General features: G+C 78.2%; 11 protein-coding genes. 10 read left to right on the forward strand and 1 reads right to left on the reverse strand.

Features of this window, described 5'->3' with window-relative positions:
• Positions 1-146 precede the first annotated feature (146 nt).
• Positions 147-1,388 (reverse strand): DUF1015 family protein, encoded by a 1,242-nt coding sequence (locus ACRYR7_RS20925; RefSeq protein WP_432574042.1) that lies wholly within the window; start codon positions 1,386-1,388, stop codon positions 147-149.
• A gap of 67 nt (positions 1,389-1,455) precedes the next feature.
• On the opposite strand from ACRYR7_RS20925, the gene ACRYR7_RS20930 reads away from it, so the two are divergent.
• From ACRYR7_RS20930 to murJ, 10 genes are all read left to right on the forward strand, one after another.
• On the forward strand, positions 1,456-1,905 hold the full coding sequence (locus tag ACRYR7_RS20930; protein WP_432574043.1) for a tetratricopeptide repeat protein: 450 nt from the start codon (positions 1,456-1,458) through the stop codon (positions 1,903-1,905).
• A complete protein-coding gene (locus tag ACRYR7_RS20935; protein WP_432574044.1) occupies positions 1,902-3,047 on the forward strand; it encodes an HAD-IIA family hydrolase in 1,146 nt (381 codons plus the stop codon). Before ACRYR7_RS20930 ends, ACRYR7_RS20935 begins: the two co-directional genes overlap by 4 nt.
• A 10-nt stretch (positions 3,048-3,057) precedes the next feature.
• Positions 3,058-3,270, forward strand: coding sequence for a hypothetical protein (locus tag ACRYR7_RS20940; protein WP_432574045.1), 213 nt, complete (start codon positions 3,058-3,060; stop codon positions 3,268-3,270).
• A 1-nt stretch (position 3,271) separates the two neighbouring features.
• Positions 3,272-4,081: a TlyA family RNA methyltransferase gene (locus tag ACRYR7_RS20945; protein ID WP_432574046.1), complete on the forward strand. Its 810-nt coding sequence runs from the start codon at positions 3,272-3,274 to the stop codon at positions 4,079-4,081.
• Positions 4,078-5,001, forward strand: coding sequence for an NAD kinase (locus ACRYR7_RS20950; protein WP_432574047.1), 924 nt, complete (start codon positions 4,078-4,080; stop codon positions 4,999-5,001). The genes ACRYR7_RS20945 and ACRYR7_RS20950 overlap by 4 nt, the downstream gene beginning before the upstream one ends.
• Positions 5,002-5,018: 17 nt before the next feature.
• A complete protein-coding gene (recN, locus tag ACRYR7_RS20955) occupies positions 5,019-6,821 on the forward strand; it encodes a DNA repair protein RecN (RefSeq protein WP_432574052.1) in 1,803 nt (600 codons plus the stop codon).
• A gap of 102 nt (positions 6,822-6,923) precedes the next feature.
• A complete protein-coding gene (gene steA, locus ACRYR7_RS20960) occupies positions 6,924-8,111 on the forward strand; it encodes a putative cytokinetic ring protein SteA (protein WP_432574048.1) in 1,188 nt (395 codons plus the stop codon).
• A 46-nt stretch (positions 8,112-8,157) separates the two neighbouring features.
• Positions 8,158-9,168: a copper transporter gene (locus ACRYR7_RS20965; RefSeq protein WP_432574049.1), complete on the forward strand. Its 1,011-nt coding sequence runs from the start codon at positions 8,158-8,160 to the stop codon at positions 9,166-9,168.
• 50 nt (positions 9,169-9,218) lie between these two features.
• Positions 9,219-10,067: a hypothetical protein gene (locus tag ACRYR7_RS20970; protein WP_432574050.1), complete on the forward strand. Its 849-nt coding sequence runs from the start codon at positions 9,219-9,221 to the stop codon at positions 10,065-10,067.
• On the forward strand, positions 10,064-11,505 hold a 1,442-nt coding region (gene murJ, locus ACRYR7_RS20975), incomplete at its 3' end, for a murein biosynthesis integral membrane protein MurJ (protein ID WP_432574051.1). The genes ACRYR7_RS20970 and murJ, both read left to right, overlap by 4 nt.

Consider the following 11,505-nt stretch of genomic DNA (forward strand, 5'->3'; position numbering starts at 1 on the left):
TGTTGGGGAGCGCGCCGGTGGGCGCCCTCCCCATCGTCGTTTCCGGTGCGGGAAAGGCCCGTGCCCCCTTGTGTGGGGGGGGGGCACGGGCCTTTCCCGCGTTCACCAACTCACGACGACTCCTTGTCGAGGTGGTCGGAGAGCGCTCAGCGCAGACGCAGCACTGCTCCCGCCAGCGGCTTGGGGCGGTAGGACGTGGCTTTGCGTCCCATCAGCCGACCGCCTGTCGTGCTCGCCGCGATGTCCTCCCACCGAGGCGCCGACAGCAGGACGGCGGTGCCGTTCACAGCACCGGTCACGGCGCGCTCGGTGTCCGACACGTAGCGGATCGAGTCGTCAGCGATGCCTGCCTCGACGAGCGTGTGATCGACCCACGCAGCAGTGCCGGTGGCGTCCTGCGTGTTGCCTGGTGTGCGCAAGACGGACGCTGTTCCCTCGTGGAGCACCAGTGCTCGTGGTTCTCGCAGTCCGGCGAGCAGATCCGGTGCCTGGCGCACTGGTCCGGTGTGCTCGAGGACCACGTCCGGCGCGGCGAGCAGGCGAGCTGCGGCACCGCTCGGAGCCAGCCTGTGCAGGGCCAGGACGTCCAGGGGAGTGCTGCCGGGCAAGTGGAAGGCGGCGAGCACGGCACCCGGGTGCGGACCGAGCACGGTTCGCCTGACGGCTGCCCACCGGTGGTGACCGTCCCCGATGATCCACCGTCGCGCGCCGACAGCTGCGCACAGGGCAGCGACCAGCGTCGGCTCCTCGAGGCGCCACACGTCCACCGACACCCGCTGGCCGCGCGCGCGGAGGACGTGGTCGCCGAGTCGCTCGGGAGTCCCGGCCGCGTCGGCCAGCGCACGACCCTCGTGGTTCCGGGTCGAGGCGTGGGCGGTTCCCGCGTCGACCAGCAGGACGGGCTCGGAGTCCACGGCCACCGCTCGCAGCCGCGCGGCCCGGGACACCACGGCGTCCTCGATGGTCGCCTCGTGCGGCAGGACGCGGTCGTCGGCACCGGGGCCGACCTGCAGCTCACCGAGGAGGAAGCGGTGGGTGCGTCCGGCGTGCTGCTGCTGCAGGACGTACAGCGCCGGCGGGTCCTGGACGAGGGCTCCGCGCTCCACCCACCGCAGCACCGCTGGGACGCCGTCCGTCCTCGTACCGGCGTACTCCGGGCGCTCCAGGTGCGTCACCAGGTACGGCGCCACTGCCAGCGCTCGTTCGCGCTCGTGCTTGTCGAGCTCGGTGTGCGGCGGTGCCATCACCGCGTCCAGGGGGCCCACGACCTCCTCGCGGTACCGCAGACCGGGGAACGGGAGCACCAGCGCGCCCCTGCCCCGCCCGGGCCCCGCGGGCACCGGGGAGGCCGAGCCCGGGGCGCGCGTCCTCGTGCGTCCCGGCTCCACCCGTCGCATCCTACGGTCGGGCTGCGCACCGCCGCGGTCCACCCGTGCTCTCCGAGGAGGTCCCGCCGTGCCCGACGAACTCGATGCCGAGACCGGCCGCAGTGGTGGTGAACGTGAGCCCGGCCGTCCCGGCGGAGGTCCCTACGAGTGGCTGCAGCGCGGCTTGGCGCTGCTCGCCGACGGCGAGGCAGCGGCGGCCGCGACGCTGCTGGCCCGCGCGCACGCCCAGGAGCCCACGTCCACCGGGATCCTGGAGGCGCTGGCACGTGCCCAGTACGACGCCGGTGACGTCACCGCCGCCGCCGAGTCCTTCCGGCACCTCGCGCAGGCCCGCCCGGCCGACGACTACGCTCACTTCGGGCTGGGGCTGAGCCTGAGCCGCCTCGGGCGGTTCGGCCTGGCGGCGGAGCACCTCGCCATGGCGCACGCCATGCGTCCGGACCGGCCCGAGTACGCCGACCGTCTGCGACAGGTCCGCGCCACCCTGGCGGCGCGGCAGAGCCCGGGGAGTCCGTGAGCACCACCCAGAGCAGCACCGCGCCCCCCGCCCCGACGACCACGCTGCGCGCCAGCGCCTCCCCGCTGCTGCAGGCGCACGACGCGGTCCTGCTCGACCTCGACGGCGTCGTCTACGTGGGCCCGCACGCCGTCCCGCACGCCGCCTCCTCGCTCACCCGCGCGGTGGCCGACGGCGCCCGCCTGGCGTTCATCACCAACAACGCCTCGCGCCCGCCGTCCACCGTCGCCGCGCACCTGCGCGAGCTCGGGGTGCCGGCGCAGGACGGCGACGTCGTCACGTCGGCGCAGGCCGCGGCCCGGCACCTGGCGCAACGCCTGGAGCGCGGCGCCCGCGTGCTGCTGATCGGCGGGGCGGGGCTGGCCGAGGCGCTCGAGGCGGCCGGGCTCACCGCGGTGAGCTCGCTGGCCGACGAGCCCGCCGCCGTCGTCCAGGGGTTCTCCCCGGACACGTCGTGGGCGCGCCTGGCCGAGGCGACCCACGCCGTCCGCTCCGGCCTGTGGTGGGTGGCCACCAACCTCGACGCGACCGTGCCCACGCCGGGTGGGCCCGCGCCGGGCAACGGCCTGCTCGTGCAGCTGGTGGCCCGGGCCGCCGGTCGCGGTCCCGACGCGGTGTGCGGCAAGCCCGAGCGCGCCCTGTTCGACGAGGCGGTCGCGCGCCTGCGCGCGCAGCGCGCCCTCGTCGTCGGCGACCGGCTGGACACCGACCTGCAGGGTGCGCGCACCGCCGGCCTGACCGGCCTGCTGGTGCTGACGGGCGTCACCGGCGTGCCCGAGCTCCTGGCCGCCGCGCCGCACGAGCGGCCGCACCTGCTGGGCCGGGACCTGCGCTCGCTGCGCGATGCCCACCCCGGCCCCGTCGTCGAGCGCTCGCGGGACGCCCTCGTGGTCCGCTGCCGCGAGGCGGTGGTGCGCCTGGGGCCGGGCGGCGCGTCCGTGGCGGTGGCCGCGCCGGGCCCTGACGGCCTCGACGTGCTGCGCGCGGCCGCCGAGGCTGTCTGGCAGGTGCGCGACGCGGGGCTCGAGGAGGACTGGCGCGTGGACGTCCCGGCGCTCGTCGCGCCCGTCGTGCACAGCGTGAGCGCCGACACCCCCGCCGCTGTGGACGAGGGGGCCGGGGGTGTCGGGCACGGCTTGTAGCCTCACCCGCGTGAGCCAGCACCCCGCCCCGACGCCCCGGCCCGCGCCGCCCGCCCGGGCGGCGGGTGCGCCCAGTCCCGAGGAGGACGCGGCCCAGCGCGCGCTGGAGGCGGCCCTGGAGCGGCTGGACGGGCTCGGGGCGCTGGGGGTGCACGAGCACGTGGACGTCTACGCGAGCATCGACCAGGCCCTGCGCGCGCGCCTGGCCGCCACGGAGGGGTGACGTGGCGCGACGCCTGCGCCTGGACGCCGAGCTCGTGCGCCGCGGCCTGGCCCGCTCCCGCGAGCACGCCGGCGAGCTGGTCGCCGGTGGCCGGGTGAAGGTCGCGGGAGCCACCGCGGCCAAGCCGGCCACCCAGGTGGACCCCGCCTCCGCCATCGTCGTGGAGACCCGTGACGACGAGGTCGTCTACGTCAGCCGCGGCGCGCACAAGCTCGTCGGCGCCCTGGACGCCTTCGACGTGGCCGTCGCCGGGCGCCGGTGCCTGGACGCGGGGGCCAGCACGGGCGGCTTCACCGACGTGCTGCTGCGGCGCGGTGCGGCCCAGGTGGTCGCGGTGGACGTCGGCTACGGTCAGCTCGCCTGGTCCCTGCGGCAGGACCCGCGCGTGACCGTCCTGGAGCGCACCAACGTGCGCACCCTGGAACCCGAGCAGGTCGCCCCCGCGCCCTCGCTGGTCGTGGCCGACCTGTCCTTCATCTCCCTCACCCTCGTCCTGCCCGCGCTGGTGCGGTGCGTCACCCCGGAGGCTGAGCACGTGCTCATGGTCAAACCCCAGTTCGAGGTGGGCCGGGAGGCCCTGGGCGCCGGCGGCGTCGTGCGCAGCGCCGACCTGCGCGCCGGCGCGGTGCGCGCGGTGGCCGGCGCGGCCGCCGGGTGCGGGCTCGGGGTGCGCGGTGTCGCGGCCAGCCCGCTGCCCGGTCCCAGCGGGAACGTGGAGTACTTCCTGCACCTGTCCGCCGGGGCCCCGCCGCTGCGCGAGGACGCGCTGCAGCGGGCCGTGGCCGACGGCCCGCAGGCGGGGCTGTCGTGAGCGGGCCGGGTCCGCGCACCGTGCTGGTGCTCGCCCACACCGGGCGGCCCGAGGCGGTGACGGCGCTGACCGCCGCGGTGCGCGGCCTGCACGCGTCGGGGGTGCGCACCCTGATGACCCCCGAGGAGGCCGGCGCGCTCGGCGCCGACGACCGCCGGCTGGTGGAGCAGCGCCACCTCGACGGCGCCGTCGAGGGCGCCGAGATGGTCATCGTCCTGGGCGGCGACGGCACCATCCTGCGCGCCGCCGAGCTGGTGCGCGGCACGGACACCACCCTGCTGGGCGTCAACCTCGGCCACGTCGGCTTCCTCGCCGAGGCCGAGCGCGAGGAGGTCGCCGAGACCGTCGCCCGCGTCGTGGCCGGCGACTACCGCGTCGAGGAGCGGATGACCCTGGACGTGCAAGTGGTGCTCGGCGGCCAGGTCGTCGCCCGCTCCTGGGCCGTCAACGAGGTCTCCGTGGAGAAGGGCAACCGCGAGCGCATGGTCGAGATGGTCGTCGACGTCGACGGCCGCCCCCTGAGCACCTTCGGCGGTGACGGCCTCATCGCCGCCACCCCCACCGGCTCCACCGCCTACGCGTTCTCCGCCGGCGGGCCGGTGGTGTGGCCGGAGGTGGAGGCGCTGCTGGTGGTGCCCATCAGCGCGCACGCGCTCTTCGCCCGCCCGCTGGTCATCGCGCCCACGTCCTGCGTGGGCGTGGAGGTGCTGCCCAGCCTCGACGACGGCGGGGTCGTCTGGTGCGACGGCCGGCGTACCTTCCCCGCGCCCGTGGGCGCCCGCGTGGAGGTGCGCCGCTCGGAGCAGCACGTGCGCCTGGCCCGGCTGAGCACCGGCGTCTTCACCGACCGCCTCGTGGCCAAGTTCGGGCTGCCCGTGCACGGCTGGCGCGGCCCGCGCACCACCCCGGACGGGGGCTGAGCGCGGTGATCGAGGAGATGCGCATCCGGGAGCTCGGCGTCATCCGCGACGCGCGGCTGCCCCTGGGCCCCGGGTTGACCGTCATCACCGGTGAGACCGGTGCCGGCAAGACGATGGTCGTGACCGGCCTGAACCTGCTCATGGGCGAGCGCGCCGACGCCTCCGCCGTGCGCACCGGTGCCGAGTCCGCCTCCGTGGAGGGCCGGCTGACCGTGGACCCGGCCGGGCCCGCCGCGGCGCGCGCCCTGGACGCCGGCGGGCAGCTGGAGGACGGCGAGCTGCTCCTGGCGCGGACCCTGTCCGCCGCCGGGCGCAGCCGCGCCCACGTGGGCGGGCGCAGCGCGCCCGTGGGCGTCCTGGCCGACCTGTCCGAGCACCTGCTGGCGGTGCACGGGCAGACCGACCAGCTGCGCCTGCGCTCGGCGGCGCAGCAGCTGCGCGTGCTGGACGCCTTCGCCGGCGGTGCCCTGGAGGCCGACCGCGCCGCCTACGCCGAGCGCTGGGCGCGCTGGCGCCGCCTGGTCGCCGAGCACGACGACCTCGCCGCGCACGCCGCCGAGCGGGCCCGCGAGGCCGAGCTGCTGCGCCTGGGCCTGGAGGACGTCGAGCGGGTGGCTCCCCAGCCCGGTGAGGACGTCGCGCTGCGCGAGGAGGCCGGCCGGCTGACCCACGTGGAGGTGCTGCGCGTCGCCGCCGCCGCCGCGCACGAGGCGCTCACCGGGGAGGGCGCCGCCGGCGAGGAGGGGCCGGTCGCGGGCGCCGACGAGCTGCTGCAGACGGCGCGCCGGGCGCTGGCCCAGGCCGGCGAGCACGACCCGGTCCTGGCCGCCCTGGCCGAGCGCGCCGGTGAGCTGTCGTACCTGCTGGCCGACCTCTCCGCGGAGGTCGCCGACCACGCCGCCGGCCTGGAGGCGGACCCCGCCCGCCTGGCCGCCGTGGAGGAGCGGCGCGCGCAGCTGACCGCGCTGGTGCGCCGGTACGCCCCCGTGCCCGACGACGACGGCACCGAGGGCGTCGACGCCGTCCTGGCGTGGGCCCGGCGCTCGGCCACCCGCCTGCTCGACCTGGACGACGACGGGCGCCTGGAGCAGCTGGCCGCCGAGCGCGACGCGGTCGAGGGGGAGCTGCGCGCCCTCGCCGACCGGCTCAGCGCCGCGCGCACCGCCGCCGCGCGCGACCTGGAGGAGCGCGTGGCCGCCGAGCTGGCCGCCCTGGCCATGCCCAGCGCGCGCCTGCACGTCGACGTGCGGCCCGGTCAGGAGCTCGGGCCGCACGGCTGCGACGTCGTGGAGCTGCAGCTGGCCGCCCACTCCGGGGCGGGGCCGCGCCCGCTCGCCAAGGGCGCCTCCGGCGGTGAGCTCTCCCGCGTCATGCTGGCGCTGGAGGTCGTGCTCGCCGGTGCCGACCCGGTGCCGACGATGGTGTTCGACGAGGTCGACGCCGGCGTCGGCGGCCGGGCCGCCGTCGAGATCGGCCGCCGCCTGGCCGCCCTGGCCCGCAGCACCCAGGTCATCGTCGTCACCCACCTGGCGCAGGTCGCCGCGTTCGCCGACGCGCACCTGACCGTGGTCAAGACCGACGACGGCAGCGTCACCGAGTCGGGCGTGGTGCGCCTGGACGACGACGGCCGGGTCGAGGAGCTCGCCCGGATGCTCTCCGGGCGCGGGTCGGGCACCGCGCGCGCGCACGCCGAGGAGCTGCTGCGCTCCTCGCGGGCCGAGGCCGAGCACGCCGCCGCCCCGCCGCGGGCACCGTCGCGCCGGGCCCGCGCACCGCGCGTGCGACGATCGACCCGGGCCGCGGACCGCTCCGGCGGCTGACGCCGGCCGCCGGCACCGCAGGACCAGGCACGCACGGGGCGAGCCCGTCGGGTGAGGAGTGAGAGCGTGATCAGGCGCCGGTGGGGACGCGACCCCGCCCGGGTGGACACCCCCCGTGGTGCGCCGCAGGTCCCGCCGGGCACCGTGCAGGGCGCCGCCCGCGTCGACCGGCGCACCAAGTCGCTCACCAAGCGCCTGCGACCGGGGGAGGTCGCGGTCATCGACCACCTGGACCTGGACCGGGTCTCGGCCGAGGCGCTCGTGGCGTGCGGGCCGGCGGCCGTGGTCAACGCCTCCGCCAGCACCTCCGGGCGCTACCCCAACCTGGGGCCGGAGATCCTCGTGCAGGCGGGCGTGCCGGTGCTCGACGCGGTGGGGCCGGAGGTCATGACGGCCGTGGCCGAGGGGGCGCGCCTGCAGCTGGCCGGGGAGGAGCTGCGCAGCGGCGGGGAGGTCCTGGCCCGCGGCCGCCGCCTGACGCCCGAGCTCGTGGCCGCCGACATGGAGGCGGCCCGGGCGGGGCTGTCGCTGCAGCTGGAGGCGTTCGCGGCGAACACCATGGAGTACCTGCGCCGCGAGCGCGAGCTGCTCCTGGACGGCGTCGGCGTGCCGGAGGTGCGCACGCAGCTGGAGGGCCGCTACGTCCTGATCGTGGTGCGCGGCTACCACTACAAGGAGGACCTGGTCACGCTGCGCCCCTACGTGCGCGAGTACAAGCCGGTCCTCATCGGCGTCGACGGGGGCGCGGACGCCATCCTCGAGGCCGGCTGGAAGCCGGACATGATCGTCGGGGACATGGACTCCGTCTCGGACGCGGCGCTGCGCTGCGGGGCCGAGGTCGTCGTGCACGCCTACCGGGACGGGCGCGCCCCGGGCCTGGAGCGCGTGCGCCGGCTGGGCATCGACGCCGTCGTCTTCCCCGCCACCGGCACCAGCGAGGACGTCGCGATGCTGCTGGCCGACGACAAGGGCGCCACCCTCATCGCGGCGGTGGGCACCCACGTGACGCTGGTGGAGTTCCTCGACAAGGGGCGCTCCGGCATGGCCAGCACCTTCCTGACCCGGCTGCGGGTGGGCGGCAAGCTCGTCGACGCCAAGGGGGTGTCCCGGCTGTACCGCTCGCGGGTGTCGGACCGGCAGGTCCTGCTGCTCGTCATGGCGGGCGTGCTGGCGCTGGTGGCGGCCCTGGCGGTGACGCCCACGGGGCAGGCGATCCTGGCGGTGACCGGCGCCCGCCTGGACGACGCGTGGGCCTTCGTCACCGGGCTCGTGCCCGGCGGGGGCCCGTGACGAGCACCGCCCGCCCCGAGCCCCACCCACGACGACAGGACACGCAGTGATCGACTTCCGGTACCACGTGGTCTCGCTGGTGTCGGTGTTCCTGGCCCTGGCCGTCGGCATCGTGCTCGGCGCCGGGCCCCTCAACGAGGGCATCTCCACCGGGATCACCGACCAGGTGCGCCAGCTGACGCAGGAGAAGGACCAGCTGCGCACCGAGCGCGACCAGGCCCTGGCCGTCGGCGAGGCGCAGGACGCCTGGGCCGAGGCCGTGGCCCCGGCGGTGGTGCAGCGCCAGCTCGCCGGCCGCGCCGTGGCCGTCGTCGAGCTGCCGGGGGCGGACTCCAGCCAGGCCGACGCCGCCGTGGAGGTGCTCGAGCAGTCCGGGGCGAGCGTCTCGGCCCGCGTCACCGTCCAGGACGAGTGGACCGCCCAGGCCCAGCAGGGCGTGCGCGCGGGCGCCGCCGCCGAGCTGAGCGCCCAGCTCGGCGCCGCGCCGGCAGGTGCCGGCGGGACCACCGGGGAGGCCACCGACGGCGCCGGGGGCACCGGCACCGACGCCGACCCCGGCAGCGTGCTGGCCGAGGCGCTGGCGCGCGCCCTGGTCACCCGCGAACCGGCCCAGGCGGTGGTCACCGACCCGGCGGCGGCCGCGCTGCTGACCACCCTGACCGGTGCCGGGCTCGTGGAGGCCGAGGGCGAGGTCACCCAGCGGGGCACGCTCGTCGTGCTGGTCGGCGGCGCCGCGGACCCCGACGCCACCGAGGGGCAGGCCGACGCGGACTCCGCGGCGTGGTCGGCGCTGGCGCAGCGCTTCGACGCGGCCGCCGCGGGCTCGGTGGTCGCCGGCCCCACGGAGGCGGCGGACGGCGCGGGGGCGGTCGCCGCGGTGCGCGCCGACTCCGCGGTGGCCGGTCAGGTCAGCACGGTCGACGACCTGGACACCGCCGTCGGCCGGGTCAACGTCGTGCTCGCCCTGCGCGAGCAGCTGGCCGGGGACGCCGGTCAGTACGGCACGGGTGCCGGCGCCTCGGCCGTGGCCCCGCCGCTGCCGGCGGCCGCGCCGTGAGCGCGCCGGGGCGGGCGGGGTCGGCGCGGCCGGTGGGCGCGGTGCCGCTCGTGCGCACCGCCGCGGCGGCGGCGCTGGCGGTGCGCACCGGCCGCGCCCTCTCGCGCTGGCTGCCGCGGCACCCGCCCGGCGGGGCGGCGCGCTGGGAGCGGCGCAACCACCGCGGTGACGCGGTGACGCTGCTGGAGGGCCCGGCCGCGGCGCTGGCGGTGGCCGCGGCGGCCGGTGCCGCCGCCCCGCCGTGGCGCGCCGCCGCGGCCCTCGCCGCCGTGGGCGGTGCGGGCTTCGGCGCCCTGGACGACCTCGGCGAGCGGCGCGGGGAGCGCGAGGCGGGGGCCCGGGGCCTGCGCGGGCACCTGGCCGCGCTGCGCCGCGGCCGACTGACCACCGGTGCGCTGAAGGTCCTCGGGCTGGGCGCCACCGGTGCGGCGTGCGCGGTGCTCAGCGCCGGCGGGCGCCCGCGCCGGCCGGGGCAGCTGGCCGACGCGGCGGTGGCCGCCGCGCTGGTCGCCGGCAGCGCCAACCTGCTGAACCTGTTCGACCTGCGCCCGGGCCGCGCCGGCAAGCTCGCCGTCGTGCTGGCCGCCTCGCTGGCCACCGGTGCGCCCGGCGGCGCCGGCGCGGCCCGGGCGCGCCCGCTGGCCGCGGCCGTCGCCGGTGCCTGCCTGCCGGTGCTGCCGGACGACCTGGCCGGGCGCAGCATGCTGGGCGACACCGGGGCCAACGCCCTGGGCGCCGTGCTGGGCGTGGCCTGCCTGGCGCGCTGGGACCGCACCGGCCGCGCCGCCGCGCTGGCGGTCGTCACCGCGCTGACCCTGGCCTCGGAGCGGGTCAGCTTCAGCCGCGTCATCGAGGCGTCCCCGCTGCTGCGGGAGCTGGACCGGCTCGGCCGCCCGTGAGGGGCGCGCGCTCGATCGCCGCCGCCGCCGCCTCGGTCGCCGTGCTCACGGTCGCGGCGCGCCTGGCCGGCTTCGGGCGGGTCCTGGTGTTCTCCAAGACGGTGGGCGACAGCTGCCTGGGGACCGTGTACACCACGGCCAACCAGGTGCCCAACGTCCTGTTCGAGGTCGTCGCCGGCGGGGCCCTGGCGGGGGTGCTGGTGCCGCTGCTGTCGGCGCGGCTGGCCTCGGACGACCCGGCGCAGCGGGCCGCGGCCTCGCGCACCGCCTCGGCGGCGCTGACGTGGAGCGTGCTGGTCCTCACCGCCGTCGCCGCGCTCACGGCCGCGCTGGCGCGCCCGCTGGTGGAGCTGCTGCTGCGCGGCTCTTCGCTGGCCGGCTGCGACGGGGACCCCATCGCCACGGGCGCCGCGATGCTGTGGGTGTTCCTGCCGCAGGTGCCGCTGTACGCGGTGGCGGTGGTCCTGGCCGGTGCCCTGCAGGCGCAGCAGCGCTTCACCGCCCCGGCCGCGGCCCCCCTGGTCTCCAGCCTCGTCGTGGGCGCCACCTACCTGCTCGTCGGCGCCCTGGCGCCCGCCGCCGCGGTGCGCGCCGGCCTGGCCGGGGTGCCCGCGACGGCGCTCGCGGTGCTCGCGGGGGGCACGACACTGGGCGTGGTCGTCCTGGTGGCCACGCACGCGCCGGCGCTGCGCTCGGCGGTGCGCTGGCGCCCGGCGCTGCGCCCGGCGCCGGGGGACTGGCCGCGCCTGCGCTCGCTGGCCCTGTCGGGGCTGGCGGTGCTGCTCGCCCAGCAGGTGGTCTCGGTGGCGGTGCTCCTGCTGAGCAACGGCGCGGTGCCCGGGGCGGTGAACCGCTGGAACTACGCCTGGACGCTGTTCCTGCTGCCGTACGCGGTGCTGGCGGTGCCGGTGGCCACGGCCGTCTTCCCGCGCCTGGCCCGCGCCGCCGAGGAGGGCGCCACCGGGCTGCTGCGCCCGCTGCTGGCGCGCTCGGTGCGCACGGTGCTGCTGGTCAGCTCCCTGGGCGCGGCGGTGCTGGCGGCGACCGCGGTGCCCGTCGCGACGGTCTTCGTGGTCGGCCGCGCCGGCTCGGGGCGCACCGACGACCTGTCCCTGGCGCTGGCGGTCTCCGCGCCGGGGCTGCTGGGCTACGGGCTGGTGGCGCTGCTCACCCGGGCGCTGTACGCGCTGGGCGCCGGGCGCGCCGCGGCCACCGGGACGGTCGCCGGCTGGGCCCTGGTGCTCGCCGCGATGCTCGCGGGGACGGCGCTGCTGCCGCCCGGGCGGGTCGTCACCGCCCTGGCCGGCGCGCACGCGCTGGGGCTGACGCTGGCGGGCGCCCTGCTGGCGCGGGCCGCGCACCGGGCCGCGGGGCCCGGGGCGCTGAGCGGGGTGCCGCGGGCGCTGGCCGCCGCGGTGCTCGCGGCGCTGGCCGGTGC

This window comes from Kineococcus gurbantunggutensis, assembly GCF_050871925.1.
In the GTDB taxonomy this organism is placed as follows: Bacteria; Actinomycetota; Actinomycetes; order Actinomycetales; family Kineococcaceae; genus Kineococcus.

Coding starts and splice junctions, on each gene's coding strand:
- recN (WP_432574052.1), top strand. CDS start 5,019: ATGCGCATCCGGGAGCTCGGCGTCATCCGCGACGCGCGGCTGCCCCTG.